This window comes from Arthrobacter sp. E3, assembly GCF_017353415.1.
Lineage (GTDB): Bacteria > Actinomycetota > Actinomycetes > Actinomycetales > Micrococcaceae > Specibacter.
In genome coordinates this window covers 31,961-58,513 of sequence record NZ_JAFMPX010000023.1, presented here as the reverse complement: position 1 = coordinate 58,513, position 26,553 = coordinate 31,961, and the positions used below count along the sequence as shown (strand labels likewise).

At 60.9% G+C, this 26,553-nt stretch carries 23 protein-coding genes and 1 pseudogene; 20 read left to right on the top strand and 4 right to left on the bottom strand.

All coding sequences use genetic code 11. The annotated features are described in order from the left end of the window. Window positions 1–122 precede the first annotated feature (122 nt). Window positions 123–968 carry a PAC2 family protein gene (locus tag JMA46_RS11100; RefSeq protein ID WP_210768707.1) on the bottom strand — a complete coding sequence of 282 codons (846 nt, stop codon included), beginning with the start codon at window positions 966–968 and terminating at the stop codon, window positions 123–125. A gap of 143 nt (window positions 969–1,111) precedes the next feature. Here JMA46_RS11100 and JMA46_RS11095 point away from each other — a divergent pair, with 143 nt between their 5' ends. From JMA46_RS11095 to JMA46_RS11000, 20 genes and pseudogenes are all read left to right on the top strand, one after another. After that, the gene (locus JMA46_RS11095; RefSeq protein ID WP_207345398.1) at window positions 1,112–1,849 is read left to right on the top strand and encodes an HAD family phosphatase; all 738 of its coding nucleotides are present in this window, start codon (window positions 1,112–1,114) and stop codon (window positions 1,847–1,849) included. After that, window positions 1,846–3,012, top strand: coding sequence for a M50 family metallopeptidase (locus JMA46_RS11090; protein WP_207345397.1), 1,167 nt, complete (start codon window positions 1,846–1,848; stop codon window positions 3,010–3,012). Before JMA46_RS11095 ends, JMA46_RS11090 begins: the two co-directional genes overlap by 4 nt. 107 nt (window positions 3,013–3,119) lie before the next feature. Then, window positions 3,120–4,220: a tRNA (adenine-N1)-methyltransferase gene (locus JMA46_RS11085; protein ID WP_207345396.1), complete on the top strand. Its 1,101-nt coding sequence runs from the start codon at window positions 3,120–3,122 to the stop codon at window positions 4,218–4,220. A 238-nt stretch (window positions 4,221–4,458) separates the two neighbouring features. Further along, a pseudogene (gene arc / locus JMA46_RS11080) lies at window positions 4,459–6,132 on the top strand (proteasome ATPase); the annotation flags it as partial. A gap of 14 nt (window positions 6,133–6,146) precedes the next feature. Continuing rightward, window positions 6,147–7,724, top strand: a complete 1,578-nt coding sequence (dop, locus tag JMA46_RS11075) for a depupylase/deamidase Dop (RefSeq protein ID WP_207345395.1) — start codon at window positions 6,147–6,149, stop codon at window positions 7,722–7,724. 37 nt (window positions 7,725–7,761) lie between these two features. Beyond that, the gene (locus tag JMA46_RS11070) at window positions 7,762–8,538 is read left to right on the top strand and encodes a hypothetical protein (RefSeq protein WP_207345394.1); all 777 of its coding nucleotides are present in this window, start codon (window positions 7,762–7,764) and stop codon (window positions 8,536–8,538) included. A 140-nt stretch (window positions 8,539–8,678) separates the two neighbouring features. Next, a complete protein-coding gene (locus JMA46_RS11065; protein ID WP_207345393.1) occupies window positions 8,679–8,885 on the top strand; it encodes a ubiquitin-like protein Pup in 207 nt (68 codons plus the stop codon). 6 nt (window positions 8,886–8,891) lie between these two features. After that, window positions 8,892–9,728, top strand: coding sequence for a proteasome subunit beta (gene prcB / locus JMA46_RS11060; RefSeq protein WP_207345392.1), 837 nt, complete (start codon window positions 8,892–8,894; stop codon window positions 9,726–9,728). Then, window positions 9,728–10,492: a proteasome subunit alpha gene (gene prcA, locus JMA46_RS11055; RefSeq protein WP_207345391.1), complete on the top strand. Its 765-nt coding sequence runs from the start codon at window positions 9,728–9,730 to the stop codon at window positions 10,490–10,492. The genes prcB and prcA overlap by 1 nt, the downstream gene beginning before the upstream one ends. Before the next feature lie 94 nt (window positions 10,493–10,586). Continuing rightward, the gene (gene pafA / locus JMA46_RS11050; protein ID WP_207345390.1) at window positions 10,587–11,960 is read left to right on the top strand and encodes a Pup--protein ligase; all 1,374 of its coding nucleotides are present in this window, start codon (window positions 10,587–10,589) and stop codon (window positions 11,958–11,960) included. Window positions 11,961–12,062: 102 nt separating this feature from the next. Next, complete coding sequence (locus JMA46_RS11045) at window positions 12,063–13,094, top strand: FKBP-type peptidyl-prolyl cis-trans isomerase (RefSeq protein ID WP_207345389.1); 1,032 nt, start codon at window positions 12,063–12,065, stop codon at window positions 13,092–13,094. Window positions 13,095–13,310: 216 nt separating this feature from the next. Beyond that, window positions 13,311–14,285 (top strand): FKBP-type peptidyl-prolyl cis-trans isomerase, encoded by a 975-nt coding sequence (locus JMA46_RS11040; protein WP_207345388.1) that lies wholly within the window; start codon window positions 13,311–13,313, stop codon window positions 14,283–14,285. A 41-nt stretch (window positions 14,286–14,326) separates the two neighbouring features. Continuing rightward, window positions 14,327–14,722 carry an FKBP-type peptidyl-prolyl cis-trans isomerase gene (locus tag JMA46_RS11035; protein WP_207345387.1) on the top strand — a complete coding sequence of 132 codons (396 nt, stop codon included), beginning with the start codon at window positions 14,327–14,329 and terminating at the stop codon, window positions 14,720–14,722. 110 nt (window positions 14,723–14,832) lie between these two features. Continuing rightward, on the top strand, window positions 14,833–16,878 hold the full coding sequence (locus JMA46_RS11030) for a WYL domain-containing protein (protein WP_207345386.1): 2,046 nt from the start codon (window positions 14,833–14,835) through the stop codon (window positions 16,876–16,878). Between the two features lie 9 nt (window positions 16,879–16,887). Then, the gene (locus JMA46_RS11025) at window positions 16,888–17,259 is read left to right on the top strand and encodes a hypothetical protein (RefSeq protein ID WP_207345385.1); all 372 of its coding nucleotides are present in this window, start codon (window positions 16,888–16,890) and stop codon (window positions 17,257–17,259) included. Window positions 17,260–17,280: 21 nt separating this feature from the next. Then, complete coding sequence (gene tatA, locus JMA46_RS11020; protein WP_207345384.1) at window positions 17,281–17,592, top strand: Sec-independent protein translocase subunit TatA; 312 nt, start codon at window positions 17,281–17,283, stop codon at window positions 17,590–17,592. A 59-nt stretch (window positions 17,593–17,651) separates the two neighbouring features. Further along, window positions 17,652–18,446: a twin-arginine translocase subunit TatC gene (gene tatC, locus JMA46_RS11015; RefSeq protein ID WP_207345383.1), complete on the top strand. Its 795-nt coding sequence runs from the start codon at window positions 17,652–17,654 to the stop codon at window positions 18,444–18,446. A 19-nt stretch (window positions 18,447–18,465) separates the two neighbouring features. Further along, window positions 18,466–21,348, top strand: coding sequence for a DEAD/DEAH box helicase (locus JMA46_RS11010; protein ID WP_207345382.1), 2,883 nt, complete (start codon window positions 18,466–18,468; stop codon window positions 21,346–21,348). A gap of 72 nt (window positions 21,349–21,420) precedes the next feature. Then, the gene (locus JMA46_RS11005; RefSeq protein WP_207345381.1) at window positions 21,421–23,106 is read left to right on the top strand and encodes an amidohydrolase family protein; all 1,686 of its coding nucleotides are present in this window, start codon (window positions 21,421–21,423) and stop codon (window positions 23,104–23,106) included. A gap of 419 nt (window positions 23,107–23,525) precedes the next feature. Then, window positions 23,526–24,257, top strand: a complete 732-nt coding sequence (locus JMA46_RS11000; RefSeq protein WP_207345400.1) for a polyprenol monophosphomannose synthase — start codon at window positions 23,526–23,528, stop codon at window positions 24,255–24,257. Window positions 24,258–24,319: 62 nt separating this feature from the next. Here the strand turns inward: JMA46_RS11000 and JMA46_RS10995 are convergent, their stop codons facing one another. The 3 genes from JMA46_RS10995 to JMA46_RS10985 form a co-directional block, all read right to left on the bottom strand. Beyond that, complete coding sequence (locus tag JMA46_RS10995; RefSeq protein ID WP_207345380.1) at window positions 24,320–24,661, bottom strand: RNA polymerase-binding protein RbpA; 342 nt, start codon at window positions 24,659–24,661, stop codon at window positions 24,320–24,322. 235 nt (window positions 24,662–24,896) lie between these two features. Next, on the bottom strand, window positions 24,897–25,832 hold the full coding sequence (locus tag JMA46_RS10990; RefSeq protein ID WP_207345379.1) for an SPFH domain-containing protein: 936 nt from the start codon (window positions 25,830–25,832) through the stop codon (window positions 24,897–24,899). Window positions 25,833–25,917: 85 nt separating this feature from the next. Further along, window positions 25,918–26,403 carry an NfeD family protein gene (locus JMA46_RS10985; protein ID WP_207345378.1) on the bottom strand — a complete coding sequence of 162 codons (486 nt, stop codon included), beginning with the start codon at window positions 26,401–26,403 and terminating at the stop codon, window positions 25,918–25,920. Between the last annotated feature and the right edge of the window lie 150 nt (window positions 26,404–26,553).

Sequence of the window (26,553 nt, the reverse complement as noted above, 5' to 3'; positions counted from 1 at the left end):
CTCGGCGACAAAGCCCTCAAGCTCCTCTCGCAGCGCCGCGACCTGATCCTGCCTCATACAACAAAATTAACAGATCCCACACAAAATTAAAAGGCCCCCGCACAAGACCTAACAAAGTACTACTAGGGCTGTTCGCGGCCCCGGCGGCGCAGGTACCGCTCAAATTCCTGCGCGATGGACTCCCCGGTGGCTTCGGGCAGTTCCGTGGTGTCCTTGGCCTCTTCCAACTGCTGGACGTAGGCGGAGATTTCAGGGTCACCGGCAGCCAGGTCATTGACCCCACGCTCCCAGGCCTGGGCGTCGTCGGCCAGTTCATGGGCGGACAACGGAACATGCAGGAAATCCTCAATGCGGTTCAGCAGCGCCAGCTGGGCTTTGGGGGAGGGCGCCTGCGCCACATAGTGGGGCACCGCCGCCCACAATGAAATGGTGGGCAGGCCCGCCAACAGGGCCACCTCGTTCAACACGCCAACAATGCCGATGGGGCCTTCGTACTGGGAAGGCTGCAGCTTCATGCGCTCGGCAAGCTCGTCGTCGTCGCACGTTGCCGTAACGGGAATGGGGCGTGAATGCGGCACATCGGCCAGCAACGCACCCACCAGTACAACGTAATTCACATGCAGTTCGGCGGCCTTGGCTAAAAGCTCGGCCGTGTAGGCGCGCCACCGGTAGGACGGTTCTACACCGTGCACCAAGACGACGTCGATGTCGGTGCCGGGGATGCTTGCCTTGGCAATCTTCGTCACGGGCCACTTGACCTTGCGCCCGCCGTTGGAGGTCAGCCTGACTTCGGGGCGGGTAAATTGGAAATCGTAGTAGTCATCGGGTTCAATAACTCCAACCCTCTTGGCGCCCCACAGTTTGTGCAGGTATTTCAACGCGTCGCTGGCCGCCTCCCCGGCGTCGTTCCAGCCTTCGAAAGCGGCAAGCAGCACGGTCACCCGGTCTTCGCCGGGTGCCTTTTGCAGCCACCGTCCGGGCTCGCCGGAGGGTCCCTCGTCAAATCTGCTCACACGCCCAGCCTACGGCGCACCGGCGCGGGTTGCACCATGCACCACGCGCATCCGGAGCCGAAATCCTTTCCGCTGTCCGTGACCCGTAGACTGGAGGCATGCTTTTACCCTCTGCAGCCGCTGTGCCCGATGCGACTACGACCCCACCATCGCTCAAAGCCGTGTTATGGGACATGGACGGGACCCTTGTTGACACCGAGCCCTATTGGATCGCGGCCGAAATTGGGCTCGTGACCGAACACGGCGGCCACTGGGACGTGGAAAAGGCCATGGGCTTGGTGGGCAATGCACTGGAATCCACCGCAGCCGTCCTCCAGGACGCCGGTGTGCAACTGTCGGTGCGTGAGATCGTGGACCACCTGTCCCATTCCGTCATTGCCGGCGTCCGCAGGGAACTGCCTTGGCGCCCGGGTGCTCGCGAACTCCTGGCAGAACTTCATGGCCGGGGCGTGCGCTGCGCGCTTGTCACCATGAGCGAGCGCAACTTGGCCAGTGAAGTGGTGAACGCCCTCGACAGCGACTACTTCGAATTCATGATCACAGGAGACGAGGTGGAGAACGGCAAACCCCACCCCGAGCCGTACTTGATGGCCGTTGAGCGCCTCCGTGAAACCGATCCGGAACTGACCGGCAACCATTGTGTCGCCATCGAAGATTCCGTGCCCGGCGTGGCCTCGGCGGTGGCCTCCGGAGTTGCCACCATTGCGGTTCCGAACGCCGTCCCCCTGCCTGCGGATCCCAGCCGCACCCTGTGGACCACGTTGGCCGGGCGGACGTACGACGACGTTGCAACAGTTTTGGCTGCCCACGCAGCTTCCGCCGGGGCTGCTTTGTGAGCGATCCCGCACACGGCGCTCCGAAGCGTCGCGAGGGGCTGGTTCTTGGCTCAGTCAAGGGCACGCCCATTATTTTGGCCAACTCCTGGTTCTTGATTGCCGCCGTGACGGTGCTGATCTTCGGCCCGCAGTTGCAGGGAAGTTTTCAGAGCTGGGCGTATCCGGTGGCTTTTGCCTATGCGCTCTTGTTGCTGTTCTCCGTGTTCATCCATGAGCTGGCCCACGCTGTGACAGCAAAAATGTTCGGTTGGACCACCCACAAGATCGTGCTGAATCTGTGGGGCGGGCATACCGAGTTCGACTTTAGCAAGGCCACCCCAGGCAAGGCACTCATGGTTGCCTTTGCCGGACCCGTCGCCAACTTTGTGCTGGCTGGGCTCGGCTGGCTCGTCAAGACGGCGATTCCTTCGCCCACAACCGCGGACCAAATCACCATGGGGGGCTCCATTGCCCTGCTGCTGGTGAACATCTTCATCTGGGCCAACCTTCTGATTGGACTGTTCAACGTGCTGCCCGGCTCTCCCTTGGACGGTGGGCGTCTGGTGGAGTCCATCGTCTGGAAGGCCACAGGTGTCCAGGAAAAAGGCACCATCGCAGCCGGTTGGGCCGGCCGGATCATCGTGGTGATCCTTGTGGTTGCTGTGCTGGCCGTACCTTATATGATGGGTGGTCAGCCTGATCTGACCACGTCCTTCATCGTCATTTTATTGGCGGGCTTCCTGTGGCTGGGAGCATCTTCCTCCATCAAGGCGGCCAGCATCAGGCTGCGGCTGCCAGCCATCAGCGCCTCGGCGCTGGCCGTTCCTGCAGTGAGCGCCTCGAGCCAGTGCACGGTGGCGCAGTTGTGGACGCTGCGGGCCGAACACCGCGCTGAGCCCATAGTGCTCTATGGCGCGGACGGCCGCCCCGCCGCCGTCGTCGACGAAAACGCACTCGCCAACGTCCCCCCGCAGGCTGCCCAATCCACCCCCTCAAGTGCCGTGGCACGCGCACTTTCGACGGGTGCCTACGTACCTGAGGCGGCTGCGGGAGAGGAACTGGTGGCCTACCTGGCCAAACTTCCCGACACCGAGTACGCCGTCATCAACCTCGAAGGCAGGGTCACTGGGCTGCTCAGCCAGGCCAAAGTGGTTGCGGCCATCACCGGCAAGCCGGTCCATTGACGTCAGTCTTCGTGACTGGATGCCCCCCCCCGGCTGCAACAGCACCGGCCGCAACTTCATGGGCCGCACAACCTTTCTGCGAGTAACAAATACGATTGGATTTAGTCATGAATCACCCCGGTTCCACCACAGAACCCGCCCAGGCACCGCACGGAGCCGCACAGCGCCGCGGGCCGTTCCGCGCCGGCGAACGAGTGCAGCTGACAGACGAGCGGGGTCGCATGAACACCATCACGCTGACACCCGGTACGGCCTATCACACCCATAAGGGGTTCCTGAACCACGATTTGCTGATTGGCTCACCAGAGGGTTCCATGGTGGAAAGCAACGTGGGCCAGCAGTACCAGGCATTGCGCCCGCTGCTCTCGGACTTTGTACTCTCCATGCCACGCGGGGCCGCAGTGGTCTACCCCAAGGATGCCGGGCAGATCATCACGATGGGGGACATCTTCCCCGGAGCCCGAGTCGTAGAGGCCGGTGTGGGTTCAGGAGCGCTGTCCATCTCCTTGCTGCGTGCCGTGGGCGACGCAGGCTACCTGCATTCCTTTGAACGCCGTGAAGAGTTTGCTGACATTGCCCGCGGCAACGTGGAAACCATCTTTGGCGGCCCGCACCCTGCCTGGAAGATCTCCCTGGGCGACTTCCAGGACGAAGTGGTGGCGCAGGAAGCCGCTGGCAGCATTGACCGCGTGGTCCTTGACATGCTCGCTCCTTGGGAATGCCTCGACGCGGTGGCCACCGTGCTGGCTCCTGGCGGCGTATGGATCAACTACGTCGCCACAGTAACCCAGCTCTCGCGCACAGCCGAGGCCATCCGCGCCGACGGACGCTTCACCGAACCGGACGCATGGGAGTCCATGGTGCGCGGCTGGCACCTTGAAGGCCTGGCCGTGCGCCCGGACCACCGCATGGTGGCCCACACGGGCTTCCTCATGGTGACCCGGCGCCTGGCGGACGGCGTGACGGGCATGTCGCCCAAGCGCCGTGCGTCCAAGACGGACTTCGCCCAGGAAGACCTTGATGCGTGGACTCCGGCAGCCGTGGGGGAGAGGGCAGTGTCGGTCCGGAAGCTTCGCCGAGCGGCCCGGGATGCCTCCTCCACCGTGCAAACGAAACGCACGAAGAGCAAGGACAAGGACACGGACGCCCCCACCGGCAAAGTCACCGACAAGGCAACAGACAAAACAGCCGGCGACGCAAACGGCTAGACGGAAACGGCTGGGTGGCCAGTGAACTGGCTCCCCGGCGCATAAGCACTAAAATTGGCAGTAGCGGCCCTTCACGGCCGCGGAAGGATAGATGGTCATGAGCAACGACGCAATGCACACCTCCCCAGGCACCCCCACTTCAGGCACCCCTGCCCAGGGCAACCCCACTTCAGCCAACCCCGCACCGGGGTCGCACGGGGACAGCTACGTTACCGGCCCCGGGCAGCAGGCCGTCATAGAACGGCAGCTCAATGTGCTCCGTGACAAGGCCCGGAACTTGGACAGGCAGCTGGCATCGGCCACGCAAAACAACTCCAAGCTCGTCGCCATGCTGGAGACCACCAAGAGTGAAATCCTCAAACTGCGTTCCGCGCTGGAAAATGACGGTGAACCGCCGTATGGCTTCGGCACGATCATCGCCATCAACAAGCCGCTGGCACTTTCCGGCAAGGCCGCAGCGATCACGCATGAAAGCCTTGACATTTACGCTTCGGGGCGCAAAATGCGGGTGAGTCTGAGTCCATTGCTGCGCTTGAATGAGCTCAACGTTGGCCAGGAAGTCCTGCTCAATGAGGCCTTCGTCGTCATTGCCGCCCTTGGTTACGAGCGCGTGGGCGAACTTGCCACGGTGAAGGAACTGCTGGGAAGCTCCCGTGCACTGGTCATTGGGCGCGCGGATGAGGAACGTGTTGTCCGTTTGGCTGGAGTTCTGCAAGGCGGCGCCGTTAAAGTAGGTGACGGCCTGACCATCGACGGGCGCACCGGCTATGCGCTGGAGAAGATCCCGCGTTCCGAGGTGGAAAACCTGATCCTCGAAGAGGTTCCGGACATCTCCTACTCCGACATCGGCGGATTGAGTTCACAGATTGAGCAGATCCGTGACGCGGTGGAACTCCCGTTCCTGCATCCAGACCTGTATCTTGAGCACGGGCTCAAGGCACCCAAGGGGATCCTGCTTTACGGCCCTCCCGGCTGTGGCAAGACGCTGATTGCCAAGGCAGTGGCGAACTCGCTCGCCAAACGGGCCCGTGAACGCTCAGGGGTCAAGGACCAGAAGAGCTACTTCTTGAACATCAAGGGCCCTGAACTCCTCGACAAGTACGTGGGGGAGACTGAACGCCAGATCCGACTGATCTTTAGCCGGGCACGTGAGAAGGCCTCCGACGGCAGCGCCGTCGTGGTGTTCTTCGACGAGATGGACTCCTTGTTCCGCACCCGCGGCACCGGCGTCTCTTCAGATGTGGAAACCACCATCGTGCCGCAGCTGCTCAGCGAGATTGACGGCGTGGAACGGTTGGACAATGTGATCGTCATTGGTGCCTCCAACCGTGAAGACATGATTGATCCGGCCATTCTGCGCCCCGGCCGGCTGGATGTGAAAGTGAAGATCCAGCGCCCTGATGCGGAGGCGGCGGCTGATATTTTCGCCAAGTACGTCACCACCACGTTGCCGTTCCATAGCGACGACCTCGCCGCCAACCACGGAAGTCTGCAGGAGACGGTGGACGCTATGATCCAGCGCACGGTCGAGGCCATGTACGCCACGGACAAGTCCAATGAGTATCTGGAAGTCACGTACGCCAACGGCGACACTGAAATGCTGTACTTCAAGGACTTCAACTCTGGTGCCGTCATCCAAAACGTGGTGGACAGGGCCAAGAAGTACGCCATCAAGGACTTGTTGACCAGTGGTGAAAAGGGCATCCGGATTGAGCACATGCTCCGGGCCGTTGTGGACGAATTCCGCGAGCACGAGGACATGCCCAACACCACGAACCCCGATGATTGGGCGCGTATTTCCGGCAAGAAGGGTGAACGGATCACCTACATTCGCACCATCGTGCAAAGCAAGGAAGGCCAGGTTCCCGGCAAGACGCTGGAAACCCTTCCCAACACCGGGCAGTACTTGTGAGTGTTGTGCGGGTGATGGGTGCCGAAACGGAGTACGGCATCCACTCTCCGGGCACCTTGCAGTACAACGCCACGTGGCTCTCCACCCAGGTGGTGCACGCCTATTCACGCGAAACGAACCACCGTGCGGCTGCGGGTGGGGAGACCCGCTGGGACTATACCGACGAGGATCCGCTGGCAGATGCCCGCGGCTGGTCCATGCCGCGCGAAGCAGCACACCCCAGCCAGCTCACCGACGTCGAACCGAATCTCACGGCGGCTCAGATTGCTTTGGAAGGCGGTGAAAGCGGGGACACGACCATGCCATTGATGATGAACATGGTGCTGGGTAACGGCGCCCGGCTGTACGTGGATCATGCTCACCCGGAATATTCTTCACCCGAGGTGACGAATCCGCTGGACGCAGTGCGGTGGGATGCGGCAGGGGACCTTGTGGCGCTGGCGGCCGTGCGTAGGATAGCTGCCACTGCCGGCATACCCGAGATCAACCTGTATAAAAACAACACCGACAACAAAGCGGTGTCATACGGCAGCCACGAAAACTACCTCATGCCGCGCAGCGTGCCCTTTGCCAATATTGTGTCCGGGCTGACGCCGTTCTTTGTCACGCGCCAAATTATGTGCGGGGCCGGGCGCGTCGGCATCGGCCAGGACGGCTCCGGAGTCGGCTTTCAGATCAGCCAACGGGCGGACTTCTTTGAAGCTGAAGTGGGCTTGGAAACCACCATTCGCCGCCCCATTATCAATACCCGCGACGAGCCGCACGCGGTGGCCGAGAAGCACCGCCGCCTCCACGTCATCATTGGGGATGCCAATCTGAGCCAGGTGTCCAACTACCTGAAGTTCGGCACCACGTCGCTGGTACTGGACATGATTGAACATGGCACGGCACCGGTGCTTCAGTTCGCAGACCCCGTCGCTTCGTTGCGCGCGGTCAGCCACGACTGGGAACAGCAGCAGACACACCTGCTCAAAGATGGCAGCCGTGTCACGGCCTTGGATGTTCAGTGGCGCTATCTGAAGGCGGCGCGTGCCCACGCCGAAGCCAACGGTTCAAGTGACCCTGAAACGGGTGACGGCCACACAGCGGCGGTGCTGGCAAAGTGGGAGGAAGTGCTCACTGCGCTGGGCACTGACCCCATGAGCCTTGCCGACCAGCTGGAATGGGTGGCCAAGCTGAGTTTACTCCAGCAGTACAGGAACCGCGACGGCCTGGAATGGGATGATGCCCGCATGGGACTTATCGACCTGCAATGGTCTGACATCCGCCCAGAAAAGGGCCTGTACTACAAACTGCTGGAACGTGGACGCATGCAGCGAGTGGTCAGTGCCGGGTCAATTGCTGCAGCCGTGCTGCAACCGCCGGTGGACACGCGCGCATATTTTCGTGGCCGGTGCATCCAGGACTTTGGTCCCCATGTGGTGGGGGCCAGTTGGGATTCCGTCATCTTTGAGGTGCCGCAGTTGCGCCGCCTGCAACGAGTTTCCACGAAGGAACCACTGCGCGGGACGGAGGAACTCACGGCGGATCTTTTTGAGAGGAATTCCGGCTTGGAGGACTTCCTGACCCAGTTGCTGGCCGACACACACTAAGACGTAGCTTTTGATTCAACCGATCGTAGGGGACACGATGGAAATTTCACGTTTTTCAACCGTTTTTTCGCTCGCAACTGCGGCCATTCTGGCGCTGGCTTCTTGCGCTGGGCCGGCACCGGCACCGGCACAAGAAGCCCCAAGCCAGGCGCAGGAGGGTGCAAGCCCGCAAAGCGTTGCAACTCCGACCAGCTCGGAACCTGCAGCAGCCAAAACCACCCGCGCACCGGCACGGCAGATGGACCAAGTGGCACTTGAGGCGATCCTTGCCTCTTTGAAGAACGACGCCGGAGAGCCGTTGTCCATGATTTCCGCCACTGACATGGCAGAGGGGCAGCGGATGCAAAAGCTGGCTTTGGATGGGGCCGGGATCACTCCCGAGTCCTGCCGCGTTTTTGCCGCCAGCAACGCCGAGCTCCCAGCGGGCAGCGTCTACGCCGCAGGCAGTTGGCAGGACGAGGCAACAGCAACCGCCACGGTCGTCACCTTGATGAGTGCCGATCCGTCCGTACTGGCCGCCAAATTGGCCGAAAGCACCAAGAACCGCCCCGACTGTGCAAGCTTCTCGTTGACCGTTGCCGGGCAAACGGTGCAGACAACACTGGAGCAACTGCCCGTGGAGACCAACGCGGACACGGAAACGGCAATGCTGATCAGCCAAGACCTGCCCAACAACACGTCCCTGCACACAGCCATGGTGGAGGCACTGCAGGGCGGGCTGGTGGTGACTGTGGCCAAACTGGGCCCAGCTGTGGACGAAGGTGCGGCGCCGGAACTTGGCGCGCTGGTGAACAAAGTGCTCGCAGCGTCCTAAACTCTGCGCACCGGTTATTACGTTCAGGCGTTGATGTGATCTTCGCAAACGCACCTGGGCAGCACATTCTTGGCACGTCCGTGACAGGATGGGATCAGGTGCCGAACCCGGCACTGGGAAATACGTAAGAAGGACGCATCATGGCTTCACAGGAACAGAAGAACGTCTCCTCCCGGCCCCAAGAGGAACATATCGAAGACCTTCCGGTGCCCGCCCCCAGCGCCGATTCAGCTGCCGCGCAGGCCGCCACCATGGGCGTTGACGACCTCCTTGATGAAATTGATGGCGTGTTGGAGTCCAACGCCGAAGAGTTCGTGCGCGGGTTCGTTCAAAAGGGCGGACAGTAGGCTTCCATGGACGCCCACAGCAGGAGTGAATTTCCGGCGCTGGAAGGCGCAGGCTCCTCGTCGTCGTTCCTGGACCACGTGAGCCGCAACAACCCGGCGCTGTTGCCTTTTGGCCGCACACTGCCCGCAGGCACCATGCCTGCAACCCCTCACGGGACCACCATCGTTGCGCTCTCCTTCGAAGGCGGCGTGCTCATGGCGGGGGACAGGCGCGCCACCATGGGCTCCATGATCGCCAACCGGCACATCGAAAAGGTGTTCCCTGCAGACAAATACTCGGTACTGGGCATTGCCGGCACGGCGGGCATCGCCATCGACATGGTGCGCCTGTTCCAGGTGGAACTTGAACACTACGAGAAGATCGAAGGCACGCTGCTCAGCCTTGAAGGCAAGGCCAACCGGCTCGGCGCCATGGTCCGCGCGAACCTGCCCATGGCCTTGCAGGGGTTGTCGGTGGTGCCGCTGTTCGCCGGCATTGAAACGGGCGGGCCTGAAACCGACCAGGCTGTTGGGCGGCTGTTCTCCTACGACGTCACCGGCGGCCGGTATGAAGAGCTTGAGCACCACAGCGTCGGCTCCGGTTCGGTGTTTGCCCGCGGCGCGTTGAAAAAGCTGTGGCACCCGGGGCTGACTGCGCAGCAGGCTGTGGAGGTGGCCATCGAGGCGCTTTTCGACGCCTCGGACGATGATTCCGCCACAGGCGGGCCGGACCTTGTGCGGCGGCTGTGGCCGGTGGTTTACGTGGTGACGTACGACGGCGCCACGAGGGTGGGCGATGACGCGTTGGCCACGGTTGTGCAAACCATGGTGACGCGGCGCAGCTTGGAACGCAGGGAGTCATAATGGCGCAGCAATTCTATGTTTCCCCCGAACAGGTCATGAAGGACAGGGCGGACTTTGCCCGCAAGGGAATTGCCCGGGGCAAGTCCGTGGTGGTTGCCTCGTTCTTGGGTGGGATCGCCCTCGTAGCTGAAAATCCGTCACCGACACTGCACAAGATCGGCGAGATTTACGATCGAATCGCGTTTGCTGCCGTGGGTAAATACAACGAGTTTGAAAGCTTGCGGCAAGCAGGTGTACGGTACGCCGATGTGCGCGGCTACTCCTACGACAGGGTGGATGTAACGGCGCGCGGGCTGGCCAGCGTGTACGCCCAAAGTCTGGGTACGGTGTTCACGGCGGAGCAAAAGCCGTTCGAAGTTGAACTTGCCGTCGCAGAGGTGGGAGTGCGCCAAAGCGAAGACCACCTGTTCCGGCTGAACTTTGACGGCTCCATTGCCGACGAATCGAGCTTTTTGGCCATGGGCGGCAAGGCCGATGTTGTGCAGGCTGACTTGGACAAGCATTGGGAGGCAGGGGCGAGCCTGCGCCAAGTGCTGCGGTGGGCAGTTTCCGCGCTGGAGGCCCCCCGCGTTGACGCCACCCGCGCGGATGCGGCAGCGACGGCCAGCGGAAGTAGCGACGCGCCCACTCCGTCCCTGCACCTGGGAGCCGGGTCGTTGGAAGTGGCGCTGCTTGACCGCAACGCATCCCGGGTGCGTGGTGCGCACAGGGCGTTTAGGCGCCTCGATGCTGCTGCGGTGGCCGCTGAACTGGGCGAGGTATAACCCCACTGGCAACCAGCCAAGCAAAGCAACAACTGAGCAATAGACACGCAGTAATAGACACTGAACGACTGAACAACCTAAGGAGACGTGCCTGGTGGACCGGCGAATATTTGGTATTGAAACGGAGTTTGGCGTGGCTTATTCGGCGCCCGGCTCGCGGCCGCTGTCCCCTGAGGAAGTGGCGCGGTACCTTTTTCGCAAGGTCGTCAGTTGGGGCCGTTCCTCGAACGTCTTCTTGCCCAATGGTTCAAGGCTGTACTTGGATGTGGGCTCCCACCCGGAATATGCCACCGCTGAATGTGACGGCATCGCACAGTTGATCGCCCACGATAGGGCGGGGGAGATAATCCTGAATGACCTTGTCCAGGAGGCCCAGAGCAGGCTAGAACTGGAGGGCTACGATGGCAAAATCTTCTTGTTCAAAAACAATGTGGATTCCGCAGGGAACTCCTATGGCAGCCACGAAAACTACCTGATCACCCGCAAGGGCGAGTTTGGGCGGTTGGCAGACATCCTCATCCCCTTCCTGGTGACCCGGCAGCTGATCGCTGGCGCCGGACGAGTGCTGCCTGCCCAACAAGGTGGAAAGTACGCGTTCTCCCAGCGCGCTGACCATATTTGGGAAGGCGTGTCCTCAGCGACGACGCGTTCGCGGCCCATCATCAATACCCGCGACGAACCCCACGCCGACGCAGAGCTGTACCGCCGGCTGCACGTCATCGTGGGCGACTCCAACATGTCCGAAACCACTGCCATGCTAAAGGTCGGCACCATCGACCTGATTTTGCGCATGGTCGAGGCCGGAACCATCATGAGTGACATGCGGTTGGAAAACCCCATCCGCAGCATCCGCGAGATTTCCCACGACATCACCGGCAAGCATCCCGTGAAAATGGCGAATGGGCGCACCATGACCGCGATTGAGATCCAGCGCCACTACCTTGAAAAAGTGGCAGCCTTTATCAGCTCACACGGGGCGCACCATGATCTTGTCCCGCAGATTATGGAACTTTGGGAACGCACGCTTAACGCCGTCGAATCCGGGGATCATGCAAGCATCGACACTGAGATTGACTGGGCCATCAAGGGCAGGCTCCTGCACTCCTACGCCACGCGACACAATCTGGAACTGACTTCCCCCGAAGTTGCCCAGCTGGACCTGCGCTACCATGACATCTCTGCCGAGCGCGGACTGTTCAACATTTTGGAACGGCGCGGATCGGCACGCAAGGTGGTCACTGCAGCCGATATTGCCGCAGCCGTTGACGAAGCACCAGCCACAACCCGGGCCCATCTGCGTGGAAGATTCGTCACCGCAGCCCGTGACTCCGGGCGCGACTACACGGTTGACTGGGTACACCTGAAACTCAACGACCGCTCCCACCAGACCATCTTGTGCAAGGACCCCTTTAAGCACGAGGACGAGCGCGTTGACGCGCTGATCGCTTCATTACAGGGCGGTTACTAAGCTGTAAAGGTTCGGCTCCTTGGGTGGCCGGGGTCAGTCGTCCGTGCAAGGCTGATGGGATTCATTGTCTTAGAACCAGCCAAGCCACAGGAAGTGTTTCCCATGCGCCGCCTTCTAGCACTGTTTGTTTCCCTGCTGTTTCTCGTGAGTGCCTGTTCGCAAGGGTCCCCGGAGCCTCCGGGTGACGCGGGACCCACAGCGCTCGAGCCATCCTCCGAAGCCCCGCCCAGCGCCTCGCGCACTGCATCCGCCACCACGCCACAGAGCTCCCCGCCGGTGGCCTTGGGCGTGCTCGCGTCCGTGCAGGTTGTCGATCAGGGTGAAGGGAATGTCCCCAAGATCATCTTCGAGAAACCGCTGACCGTTGATAATCTGACGGCTGGCGTGCTGTCTGATGGCGACGGTGCACAGCTTGCACTGGGCCAGAAGATTTTCCACCGCTCAATCGTCGTTGATGCAGACACGGGGGAAGTAGTCCAGGAGAACTTCACCCAGCCGGCAGGCTTTGAAAGCATGCTCAGCCCCAGCTACCACGTAAAGTCCCCCATGCTGGTGAACGCGTTCATCAGTGCCAAGGTAGGTGCCTACGTAGCTGAAGCAGTCCCCAAACCCGACGTCGGCGAGAACCCGCCTGCATGGGCCCAGCATGCAACCTTGATGATTTACAAGGTGGAAAGTGCTGAAGATGCACCGAGCATGCCCCTGGTCCTCAGTGCGGATGAGGTTGCTGCACTAGCAGCCGAAGGGAGGCTGCCCGTGGCAACATTTGACTCAAACGGCGTTCCCAGCATCACTATCCCGGACACCGACTCTCCGACCGACCTTGCCGTGCAGGTGCTGACCGAGGGAACCGGGGCAACCATCCGACCCAATGATAAATTCACAGCCCTGTATACGGGCTGGACGTGGGCTGATAGCAACAAGTACGATTCCGCCTACGACCGTGGTGTTGCCGACACGTTCGATTTCCGAAGTGTCATTGAGGGCTGGCTGGTTGGGCTGACAGGCCAGAAGGTCGGCTCCACCGTACAGCTGACCGTCCCTGCCAAGATGCTGTTTGACTATCAGGCCGGAAGTTTGAGTAGGCCTGCCGGACCACTGGTGTTTGTGGTCAAGATCGTTTCCAAGGTGTAGAAACTCCTGAGGAGTCCAATCTCCACACTGGATCGGCAGGCTCGGGCTGCCAACAGCTTTTCTCCAGCTTCAGCGGATAAGCTGTTGGCGGCCCAATGCTTGTAGTGCCCACCGTGGCCGGATGCATCGCCAAAAATCTTTAGTACCACCGTTGCAAGGCCCGCACTGTGCGGGCTGAGTGGCATTGCCCATGATCCAGCCATCGAAAGTGTTTCTGTGCGCCGACTTCTTGCACTGCTTCTTCCCCTGCTGCTCCTTGTGAGTGCGTGTTCCCAAGGCTCGCCCAACGCCTCCGGGCCCGATGCGTCAGCCAGCGCCTCGGCGAGCATTCCGCCGTCGAACGCGGAAGCCCTTGCCTCCGTAAAGGTTGAGGACCAGGGCAAGGGAAAGGCCCCCAAAGTAACGTTTGACCATCCACTTGAGGTCAAGGCCGAATCGATCAAGGTTGTCACGCAGGGCAAGGGTGAGCCCGTGAAGGCCGGCCAGGCAGTCATTCTGCAGGCCATTGGCTTCAACACGGCAGACGGAGTCAGCAACGGGAACAGCTTCTCGGACCCCGCTGGACAAAGCCTGGTCTTTGACGCCGCGTTCAAAAACACCAACCCGCTCGTGTACTCGACGTTCGTCGGGGCAAAAGTTGGTTCCTTCGTCGCCTATGCGTTCCCCGGAACCCCCGCAGTGGAAGGCAGCACCGCGGCACCCGCACAGCCAGCTCAGCCCGCCACATTGACCGTTTTTCAAATCGAGTCCACCACCGATGTTGCCAAGCCGCTCACCAAGCCTGAAGGCAAAACGGTGACCCCGCCGGCGGGTCTGCCCACCGTCAAGGACAACGACAAGGGCATCCCGCAGATCACCATCGGCGATGCCAAGGCTCCCACGGAACTTGTGGTCCAGGATCTGATCACCGGCACCGGGCCCGCACTGAAGGCCACGGACACTATTGTGGCCAACTACGTGGGCGTGAACTTTGTTGGCGGGGAAGTCTTTGACTCCAGCTTTGACCGCGGCACCCCTGCCACATTCCCGCTCAGCAACGTCATCAAGGGCTGGACACAGGGCCTGACCGGCAAGACGGTGGGCTCCCGGGTACTGCTCGTCATCCCCAAGGCCCTGGCCTACGGCGACGGGGGGCAGGGCAAGGCGAAGGGCGACCTCGTGTTCGTCGTTGATATTCTTGGCATTCAGTAATCATCAGCAATTTCAACTCTATTACCAACCTAAGGAGCACCATGTCTGTCGGAAACAGCAACTTTGACCGCACCAAGCCCGAGATTGACTTCCCGGACCACGCCGTCCCCACGGAACTCATCATTGAGGACCTGATTGAGGGCACCGGAACCGAAGTGGTCGCTGGCAACACCGTCTCCACCCACTATGTGGGCGTTGCCTTCTCCACCGGCGAAGAGTTCGACTCCTCATGGGGCCGCGGGACGCCGCTGGAGTTCAGGGCCGGCGTCGGCCAGGTCATCCAGGGCTGGGACCAGGGCCTGCTGGGCATGAAGGTTGGTGGCCGCCGCCGCCTGGAGATCCCCTCTGAGCTGGCGTACGGAACACGTGGCGCCGCGGGTGCCATTGCGCCCAACGAAGCACTGATCTTCGTGGTGGACCTGGTTGGGGTGCGCTAAGCACACCAAGGATTTCTACCAGCTACTGCGGCCCCGATCATGGAATCGGGGCCGCAGGGCTTTAAGCTGTGCTTTAAGTGCGGGGCCCTGGGCCTAGTACTGTGGGCACTGTGTCCACAAAAATTGATGCCACTGAACGCCTGCTGAACCTGGTGATCGCGCTGCTGGGAACCCGTCGCGGCTACAGCAAAAGCCACCTCCGCAAAACCATCAACGGCTATGCCGGTTCCGTGGCTGCGGCGGATAAGGCGGACGCTGCCTTTGAACGCATGTTTGAGCGGGACAAAAAGGTGCTGCTGGAACTGGGCATCCCCATCACCCACAACGGATTGCCCGGCACGGATCCGAGCGATCAGGTGTTGTACCGCATCAAACCCGACGACTACAGGGTCCCCGCCATCCGCTTGGATGAGACCGCGATGGCATTGGTGTCCCTTGCCGCGAACCTCTGGGCCGGTGCCACACTCGCCGGTGCCGCCCAGGCTGCGCTGCGCAAGATTGCAGCACGCGCAGCAACCCCCTGGTACGAGGACGAAACCACGTCCCAGTCACGGGTGCGCACGGCCGAAACAGCCTTTGAACCATTATGGAATGCCTTGCGCAGCCACCACCGCGTGTCGTTTCGCTACCGCAACGCCGGTTCAGCCGAAAGTACGGAGCGCACCGTTGAACCATGGGGGCTGGGCAGCAAATACGGGCAGTGGTACCTCTCCGCGTTCGATGTGCATAAGAATGAAGAACGCAGTTTCCGGCTGAGCCGCATCACGTCCGAGGTGGCCGTCCACGCACGCGAAACGTTTGACCGTCCTGCAGACTTCAGCATGGTTCCCGTGTTGGGCAGGCTGGGCACGGAAACGCCAGCCACCGCAAACATTGCCGTACCGACGGGGACCGCACACTGGTTGCGTAGCCGCAACGGCACGAGGATACTCACCGATTCACCGTGGGGCAGGCCAGGCTGGGAAGTCCTGCGTGTGAGCTATCGCGAGGCCGAACTCATGGCCGACGACGTTGCGGCCATGGGAGCCGCTGGATTGGTTCTGGACCCTCCCGCACTGCGTGACGCCGTGGCAGCGCGTCTGCAACAGGCCGCCGACACGGCCACCCAGGAAGTGCAGGGACTTGACTGGAACACACCCTTGCCTAGTAACTCCGGTAAACAGGCGGATACCAGGGACAGGCTCGTGAGGCTGTTGTCCATGGTGCCGTACCTGGTGGCCAATCCGGGCGTGGAAGAACACGAGGTGTTGGCGGAGTTTGGGATATCCGCTGCACAATGGGCGAAGGATCGGGACACCCTCAACGTCACAGGGCTCCCTGGCTACTTTCACGGGGACCTGATGGACGTCACCACCGCAGCCGGGCAAGTGTTCATCAGGGATGCTGAGACCCTGGCCAGTCCGTTGCGGCTGACCCAGGAAGAAGCGTGTTCAGTGCTGGTGGGGTTGAGGGCACTCACGGCCGTTCCGGGAACACGACAGGCCCAGTCGCTCCACCACGCCATCGACTCCGTCTCCGCAGTGGCCGGGGACGACGCTTGGCTTGCCGACGCCGTCGTCCTTGAATTGGTTGCAGGTGCGCAGATGGACACCATCGCGGCCCTGCAACAAGCCATCGTGAACTCACGTGCGTGCTCCATCACGTACCTGGTGCGCAATCGAGACGAACTCAGCGAACGCACTGTGGAACCACGCAGACTCTTTTCCATCGATTCAGACTGGTACGTGCGGGCGTGGTGCCGCAGGGCCAACGGGTTCCGCAGTTTCCGTGTCGAAAACATCAAGGACCTGTCCGACGCCGGCACGCAGGAACATGAACCGTCAGGACGTGTGTCGTGGGAACCGGACAGCGGAATATATGACCCCGGCAGTGCAGATGTGCAGGTACGCATCAGTGCTGACAACGCCACGGCCCGCAGGTTGGGTCCGACCTACAATGCTGAACTCTTCGATCTGGGAAACGGAATGGCGGGGTTGGTGTTCCTTGTCGGGGACACGGCCATGCTCGGCCCGCTCATGGCCCGTCTCGGAGGGCGCGCCCAGGTGGTTTCACCTGCTTCCGCCCGGGAAGCTGCCGCCGCATGGCTGTCCGAGGCGACATGCAGCTATGACGCTGTGGGCGAAACTGTCCGGCCTGTTCCCAGCGTGGACGGTTAGACTCAAAAAATGCCTTGGTGGTCTTGGATTCTCATTTGGGTGGCGCTCGTCGCGCTGTCCCTGCTGTTCATCGCCTTTTTGGCGTTTAAAGTTTGGCGCGGCGCTTCGGCCACGGCACGTACGTTCGCCGATGTGTCGGAAGAACGTGGGACGTACTGGGATGAAAGCCTGGAACGGGCCGCAGTTGCGCACGTCACAGAACCACGGGCAACGGTGCCGGGGAGTGCGGTTTTTGCAACGCCTGAAAAAATGAAGGATGATTACCTAGCTGCAAAAGAAGAACGGCGTTTCGCCCGCCTTCAAAAGCGCGTCGCCCGCAGGAAAGAACGCGGACAGCTCCAGTCCTTGCGCGACATCGAAGCACTGCACTACTTAGGATGAAACAAAAGGAAAGGCGTTACCGTGGGAAGACTTTTTGAGAGCCCTTGGGCTATCACCATCATCATCATTGTTGTTCTCTTGCTCTTTGCAGCTCCGAAGCTGCCCGGCATGGCCCGTAGCCTGGGCCAGTCCATGCGGATCATCAAGTCCGAGGTCAAGGAAATGAAGAACGACGGCAAGGAAGACGCGAAGAGCGGGACTCCGTCACCCTCACCTGCACCTGCGCCTTCTCCCGCCCCTGAAGCACCCGTTGAGGGCAAGATCGTCAACAACCCGACACAGGGGTACACGCAGGGCGACGGTACCGGAACCGGTACCGGCGCTCAGTCATAGAAACGGTAGCGGAAACGGTGGGTGCCACAAAGGGCCGTAAAGCCAATCCTGAAGGCAGGATGCCGCTCAAAGCGCACCTGATTGAGGCTCGGAACCGTCTCTTCAAGAGCGCCCTGGCCATGATTCCAGGCATCATCATCGGCTGGATCCTTTATGATCCGCTGATGTACGCGCTCACGGCACCATTGCGCGAAATTAGCGAAATCCGGCACATCAATGCGTCCTTGAACTTTGAGGGCGTGACAACGTCCTTTGACCTGAAGATCCAAATTTCACTCATCCTCGGCCTGATCATCGCCTCGCCGGTGTGGATCTACCAGCTGTGGGCGTTCATTACCCCGGGGCTGACCAAAAAAGAACGCCGCTACACGCTTTCCTACATGTTCGCCTCCGTGCCGTTGTTCCTCGCTGGCATCTTTGTTGGCTGGATCATCTGGCCCAACATCGTCAGGGCTTTGACGTCCTTTACGCCCACTGGCGGCAGCAACATCATGAAGGCCATTGACTACCTGCAATTTGCGCTACAGCTGATGCTGTTCATGGGTGTTGCCTTCCTGGTGCCGGTGCTTCTCTTCGCGCTGAACGCCATTGGTTTGGTGCGCGGCCGAACATATTTGAAGGCTTGGCGTTTCACCATCCTTGGTGTGACGATCGTCTCGGCAATGGCGGCGCCTGGTTCAGATGTCATGAGCATGTTCTTCCTGGCCGCACCCCTGCTGGTGCTGTACTTCGGCGCCATTGGGCTGTGCATGATCAATGACAAGCGCAGGGACCGCCGGGCAGCGAAGAAGGTCAAGGAGTCCGAGGCCAATGCAGATGTTGCCACGCCCTCGAAGGACCTCGAGATACTGTGAGCTGACGTAGTCTTGTTCCATGGCCACCCCTGATATTCCCAGTCCTTCCGAACGCTACCTGGCAGCCAAGGAGCGGGCCCGGGACAGGGGCACCGACCTGGCTGAGTTCACGGCCGGGCTGAGTTTCGAATTAGACGGTTTTCAAAACACCGCGTGCCGTGCCGTCCAGGCAGGCCGCGGTGTTTTGGTTGCTGCTCCGACGGGAGCGGGCAAAACCATTGTGGGGGAATTTGCCGTCCACCTGGCCCTGCAGCGGGGGTACAAGGCGTTTTACACCACGCCCATCAAGGCACTGAGCAACCAGAAATACCAGGACCTTGCAGCAAAATACGGTGCCAAGAACGTCGGGTTGTTAACCGGGGACACCAGCATTAATTCCGAGGCACCCGTGGTGGTCATGACCACCGAAGTGCTGCGGAACATGCTCTATGCCGACTCCAACACCCTTGCCGGACTGGCCTATGTGGTCATGGATGAAGTGCACTACCTGGCAGACCGTTTCCGCGGGGCTGTGTGGGAAGAAGTCATCATCCACCTGCCCAGCGAAGTGAGTGTCATTTCACTGAGCGCCACCGTCTCCAACGCCGAAGAGTTTGGTGCCTGGCTGGGCACTGTCCGCGGCGACACCGCCGTGGTGGTCTCCGAACACCGCCCCGTTCCGCTGTGGCAGCACGTCATGGTCCGCAGGGACCTCGTCGATTTGTTTGCCGAGGACGTGGCTTTTGACGAAGTCGCCCGATCCGGCGGCGGAGCCGCGGCCAAGACACCTGCGATCAACCCGGAACTGTTGAAGTTGGCACGCTCGGAGACCGTCACCACGGGGCGCGGGTCCAACTATGGGCGCCGGGGCGGGGGAGCACGCGGCCGGCGTTACCAAGATTTCAGTGGTCAGGCACAGAACAACCAGTTACAAGGCGGGCATGCACACGAGCTTCGGTCCTCTGCCCGGGCGGCTTCTCGGCCGCAGGTGATCCGTGCGCTGGGAAGCCAAGAACTGCTTCCGGCCATCACGTTCATCTTTTCCCGAGCAGCCTGCGACGCAGCGGTGCAGCAGTGCGCAGCGGCAGGGTTGTGGCTCACCACTGAGGCCGAACGTGAAGAGATCGCCCGTCGCGTGGACAGTGCCTGCGCCGAACTGCCAGACTCTGACAAGGACGTCCTAGGGTTTTGGGGATGGCGGGACGGGCTGCTGCGGGGCCTGGCAGCACACCATGCGGGCATGCTGCCCAGCTTCAAGGAAGTGGTGGAGGACCTGTTTGTCAACGGCCTGGTCCGTGCCGTCTTCGCCACAGAAACCCTCGCACTGGGCATTAATATGCCAGCCCGCACCGTGGTGCTGGAAAAGCTGGAGAAATTTAACGGTGAAGCCGTCGTGGGCATTACTGCGGGGGAGTACACCCAGCTAACTGGCCGTGCCGGCAGGCGCGGCATCGACGTGGAGGGTCATGCTGTGGTGTTGTGGCAGCCTGGCACAGACCCTGCTGCCGTGGGTGGCCTCGCCTCCAAGCGCACCTACCCCCTGAACTCCAGTTTCCGCCCCACCTACAACATGAGCATCAATCTCATCGCCCAGTTCGGCCGAGGACGTACTCGTGAAATCCTGGAGTCGTCCTTTGCCCAGTTCCAGGCAGACCGTTCAGTGGTAGATCTGGCACGCCAAGTACGGTCACGGGAGGAATCCCTGGCTGGCTACGAAAAATCCATGACGTGCCACTTGGGCGATTTCAACGAGTACGCCAAGCTTCGCCGGGAACTCTCCGACCAAGAATCAGGTGCCTCCAAATCCAAGGCGAAGCAGCGCCGCGAGGCCGTACTGGAATCCGTGGCCTCCCTGCGGTCCGGGGACGTGATCATGGTGACGGCCGGGCGGAACCCGGGGTACGCCGTCGTGGTTGAGGCAGACACCAGCACGCGGCAGCCACGCCCGGGTGTGGTGGGTATGGACCGTGTTTACCGCCGGCTGGGCGTGCAGGAACTCAGCGGCCCCGTTGCGGCCGTGGCGCGGGTGCGCGTGCCGAAGGGCTTCAATGCAAAGATTCCCAAGGACAAGCGGCACCTGCTGGCAGCCGTGCAGGAGAAGATCGAGAACACTGCTGAGCAGCGTCCGCACCGCTCGTCCGCGTTTACCTACCAAGAAGGTGCCGCGGGGGAGGATGAGGCCCTTGCTGCGCTGCGCAGGAAGTTGCGGGCACATCCGTGCCACGGCTGCAGCGAGCGGGAAGACCACGCCCGCTGGTCGGAACGCTGGTGGAAGCTGCGCCGTGAAACCGACGGCATAGTCAGGGCCATTCAAGCCCGCACCAACACGATCGCGCGCACCTTTGACCGAGTCATCGATTTGCTGGCCAGCTACGGATTTGTGGTGGCAAACGACGCCGGTGAGCTCCGTCCCAGCGACGACGGACAGCGCCTTCGCCGTGTGTACGGTGAAAAGGACCTGTTGGTGGCTTTGGCCTTGCGCCAGGGCTCCTTCGCGGACTTGGACGCGGCAGAATTGGCCTCCTTCACCACCGCCCTGGTGTACCAGTCCAAGCGCGACGCCGAGGGTACCCGCCCGCGGATGCCCAGTGTGGGGCTGGAACAGGCCGTGGAGGACGTAGTGGTGCTGTGGTCCAAACTGCAGGATGCCGAGGCGGCGCACAGGCTGCCGCTGACCAGTGAACCAGAATTCGGTTTGATGTGGCCCATGTACAAATGGGCGAAGGGGCGCAGCCTCCAAGAGGCGCTTCACGGCACGGACCTTGCCGCGGGGGACTTTGTGCGCTGGTCAAAGCAGGTCATTGACTTGTTGGGCCAGCTGGCCCAGGTGCCGTCACTGCCACCCGGCTTCGCCAAGACGTGCCACTCTGCCATGGACCTTGTACGCCGGGGCGTGGTGGCGTATTCGGCCCTTGTGAACTAGTTTCCCTTCGCCGCTGTGGCCATGGGTTTTTATCATCTCTGTGTTTAGCTTTGTTGAAAGGACAGCTTTTCCATGTCATTGACTTTGTACCGCAACGGTTCCATTTACAGCGCTGCCGACCCCTTTGCCACGGCCATGCTGGTGGACGGGGATGTGGTGGCTTGGGTGGGCTCCGAGCACGCCGCCAGCTCGCTTTTGGATGCCCGCATGCGCGTAGTGGATCTAGGCGGGGCTCTGGTGGCTCCGGGCTTTGTCGACTCCCACGTTCACGTGACCGAAACCGGTTTAGCGCTGTCTTCGCTTGATCTGACAGGGGTGCACGGCGCACAGGAGTTGTTGGACAGCGTGGCGTCAGCTGCCAGAAATGGTGCCCGCGCCGGCGTGTTGCTTGGGCAAGGCTGGGACAACTCGCAGTGGGCTGATCCGCAGCTCCCGACTGCCGCCGAACTGGAGCGGGCATCCGGTGGGCGGGAGGTGTACCTGGCTCGGGTCGACGTGCACTCCGGGCTGGTGTCTGCGTCGCTGGCCGGGCGCTGCGGTCTTGCCGATCTTCCAGGATGGGATGGCGACGGGCTTGTGAGCGGCCTGGCGCACGCAACGGCCAGGGATGCAGCCCGAGAACTGACGAACAAACAGCTCACCATGGTGCAGCAACGGGCCCTGCGCCATGCTGGCGCCAACGGCTATGTGGCGCTTGCGGAAATGGGAGCACCCCATGTCGGATCCCCAGCAGACTTGGCTGCACTCATGGCTCTAACAAGCGGTGCCGGAATGGGTGGTGCCGGTGACACGCTAGAAGCCCTGCCGGAAGTCTTGCCATATTGGGGACAGCTGGTTGCCAGCGTCGATGAGGCCCGTGAAGTGCTCAACGGGTTGGGGGTGCCGGTGCTGGGGCTGGCAGGGGACATCAACGTAGATGGGTCCCTGGGATCCCGCTCTGCACTGCTGCGCAAACCCTATGCCGACACCCCAGCCTCCGGTGGAACACCACAGTTTGGAGCGGCACAGCTGAGCGTCGAACAAGTGGCACTGCACTTTGCCGCCACCTCCAAGCTGGGATTGAGTGGGGGATTCCACGTTATTGGCGATGGAGCCATGGACATTGCTGTGGCAGGGCTTGAGCAGGCAGCCCGACAAGTGGGTATCGAAGCCGTAAGAGCTGCAGGACACCGCTTGGAGCACGCTGAAATGGTGGACGAATCAGCCATGGCGGCTTTGGCCAAGCACGCTGTCACGGTCTCCGTTCAACCCGCCTTCGACGCGCTGTGGGGCGGCCCCACAGGTATGTACGCACAACGACTCGGTTCCACGCGGGCCATGGAGCTGAACCCCTTGGCGCGCTTTTACAATGCGGGCGTGCCGGTATGTTTTGGTTCTGATGCTCCTGTCACGCCGTTGAACCCGTGGGCTGGTGTGCGTGCGGCACTAAACCACCACAATCAGGGCGCACGGATCTCCGCGCGGGCGGCATTCATCGGCCATACCAGGGCAGGTTGGCGAGCAGCCAAGTCTGAAAATCCCTTGGCCGGTCAGCTGGTGCCTGGCGCCCCGGCTAGTTTCGCCGTGTGGGAGGTTGAAGAGCTCATGGTTCAGGTTGCCGATGAAAGAGTGCAGTCATGGTCTACCGACCCCCGGGCACGTACGCCACTGCTGCCTGCGCTCGACACGGAAAACGATCCGCGTTGCCTGCAAACTGTGCATAAAGGCAGGGAACTGTACGCCAGCGAGGACTTTGTCGAGGTGGAAGATCAAGCGTAATTCAATGCCAGCCTTGCACCCAAATTACTAACGCGTATAGTCGATCAACACGGCGCTGACCTGCGATGATGCCCATCGGTGCAGGTCAGGGTCGTGTTGACAGCCGGGCCTCGCGGCCATTAGTTTTGGGGGAGCGGTGAACCTCTAATGTGAGGGTACCGGTCGGCAAGGACTACCGTTCCGTCGGCGCTTGGCAGATGAGCCCACGCACCAGTAGAAAACAAGCATGCACTGGGTTTTGCGCACAGTCATATTTGGTCCGAAGGTGCGTGGGCACATCTTTTGCCTCCTCTTCTTCGCCTATAATGGTGATTTGGCGTTAGCTGCGCTGCTGCCGTGAGTGGAAAATAGGTTCCCGATCCGGCCCAGGCAACGCAGGTCCACTGACTTTTACCTTCACCACGGAAAGGCACCAATTGCTGCGTGTCCTGACGATTATTCCCACCTACAACGAAATTGAGTCACTTCCTAAAACACTCACACGCCTGCGGGCTGCAGTGTCCCACTCGGACGTACTCGTTGCCGATGACAACAGCCCCGACGGTACCGGGGTGTGGGCGGATGAATTCGCGGCCACCGACACCCAGGTCCGTGTTCTGCACCGTGCCGGCAAGGAAGGCCTCGGCGCAGCCTATTTGGCGGGGTTCGCTTGGGGACTTGCTGCTGGATATGACGTCATTGTGGAGATGGATGCCGACGGCTCCCACCAGCCTGAGCAATTGCCTTTGCTTTTGGATGCCATTGACCAGGGTGCTGACCTAGTGCTGGGTTCACGCTGGGTCCCTGGTGGAAAAGTGGTCAACTGGCCGCTGCACCGCAAAGTGATTTCCACCTGCGGGAGCCTGTACTCACGTGTATTGCTGGGCATACCCATTCGGGACGTCACCGGCGGATACAGGGCGTTCCGCCGCAGCACCCTGGAAGCACTGGACTTGGACGCCGTCGAATCGGTGGGATACGGATTCCAAGTCGACATGCTCTGGCGTGTGTGTCAGAAAGGTCTGAAGGTGGTGGAAGTCCCCATCACTTTTGTTGAACGCGAGTTTGGTGCGTCCAAGATGAGCGGCAACATTGTGCAGGAAGCCATGCTGAACGTTACCAAGTGGGGTTTGTCCGCACGATGGAACAAACTGACAGGCCGCACCAAGTAGCAGGATTTTTTGCACAAAAAAGGTGGGCTGCCCGATTCAACGGGCAGCCCACCTTTTCTGTCTTAGACCTTTTCGCCGCGCTTTTGACGCAGGAAGGTCAGCCGGTCAGCCAGAATGGTTTCCAGTTCCGGCAGGCTGCGGCGTTCAAGCAGCATGTCCCAGTGTGTGCGCACGGGCTTGTCATTGGATGTATCCGGTGCCTCACCGTTCACAAGCAAGGCTTCCTTGCCGGTCTTGGACATCCAGGTTGCCGGGACGTCCGCCTCAGCGGAGAACATGACAAATACCGCTTCACCGTCGGCACAGCGGTATTCCACACGCTGGCGGGGAGCCGGCTCCACGCCTGATTCCGTCTCCATGCTTTGTGCGCCCAAGCGCATGCCACGCAGGCTGCGATCGCTCATGACTTCTCCCTCAAGTTGTTCCCTGCCCCAAGCCAATCATGGAACAGTATTTCGTTTCCTCGTCAGCCGGCTCCAAGTGCCGGTGAGCCAAGGTTTTCACGTCTATGGACTCAACGCATAGCAACGGGCAGTTGTTCCTGCACCGTTGGAATGCCTTGAAGAGGCCGGGCAAAACGCCGCGCGGCCAAGCACCTATTATACGTGCTTGGCCGCGTGCATGATGCTGTGGTGTGACTTACAGGCCGGAGTCCAGTTCGGCGTCGACGGCGTCGTCCGTTTCTGCGGAGGTATTGCCCAGCACGTTGCCGATTCCCTTGAGGGCATCGCCGACTTCACTGGGAATGATCCACAGCTTGTTGGAGGTTCCCGAGGCGATCTTGGGCAGCGTCTGAAGGTACTGGTAGGCCAGCAGCTTCTGCGTGGGGTTTCCCTTATGGATGGCGCTGAACACCTTCTGAATGGCCTGGGATTCACCGTCTGCACGCAGGATTGCGGCTTTGGCATCACCTTCAGCCTTCAGGATGGAAGACTGGCGCTCACCCTCAGCAGTCAAAATAGCCGACTGCTTCGTTCCTTCAGCGGTCAGAATTGCAGCACGACGGTCACGCTCGGCACGCATCTGCTTTTCCATGGAGTCCTGGATTGACAGTGGCGGGTCGATCGCCTTCAGCTCAACACGGCTGACGCGAATACCCCAGCGGCCCGTGGCTTCATCCAAGACGCCGCGCAGCTGGCCGTTAATCTGGTCACGTGAGGTCAGTGCCTCTTCAAGGTTCAATCCGCCCACCACGTTACGAAGAGTGGTGGTGGTCAGCTGTTCAACTGCTTGGATGTAGTTCGCGATCTCGTACGTTGCGGCACGCGGATCAGTCACTTGGAAATAGACCACAGTGTCAATGGAGACCACCAGGTTGTCTTCCGTGATCACAGGCTGGGGCGGGAATGATACAACCTGCTCGCGCAAGTCAAGCAGCGGCAGCAGACGGTCCACGAAAGGAATCAGGACCGTGAGGCCAGGGTTGAGGGTGCGCTGGTATTTACCCAAACGCTCCACGACGCCGGCACGGGCCTGCGGAATAATGCGAACTGCACGTACAAGAACTATTACTACGAATATCAGTAGGACTAAAACTACAAACAGCCACACAAGTGTGCCAGCTCCGTCTCCCATGAAATCCCCTCTTTTCTATGTCAAGAATTGATGCAGCACAGTCGCAACGGCGCACCATAAACGTGCAGCGGCCGTGCCGTGGTGCCTAAGCTGTTGTTGTTGCTGTTCCTGCCGACTTATGCGCAGAAGGCATGCTGATGATGGCGGTGGCTCCGTCGATGGCGTCCACTTCCACAGTTGCCCCGACAGGAATGTCTGCTCCGCCGGTGACCCGGGCAGTCCAAATATCCCCGCCAATCTTCACCAGACCGCCGCCGAGTCCAACAGTCTCCAGGACAACCGCCCTGTGGCCGATCAGCCGGTCCACGTTGGAGAGTTGGTCAGCTGGTCCACGGCGCAAATGGGACAGCGCAAGTGGTCTGATCAAGACCGTAGTGGCAAGGGCCACAACACAGAAGATGACGATCTGCAGCCACAGATCCGCATGGAACAAGAATGCCACCAAGGCAGCCAAGGCTCCCACGGACATCAAAATGAAGTAAAGGTTCAACGTCAGCATTTCAGCAACGGCCAACAGCAGAAACACTGTAAGCCAGAGTATCCAGCCAAAGTCGTTAATCCATTCAAGCATTGAGTCCCCCTTAGAGACTTATTTGGCGTATATACGAGCCTACTACGCGGGGCTGGGAAAGTCTGGGTAGAAGACGGTCTCTCATGGGATTCCCAGCGGGTAGAAACCCGTGCCGCAGTGCGCAGTCCAGCTCTTTTGGTGCAATGGCCC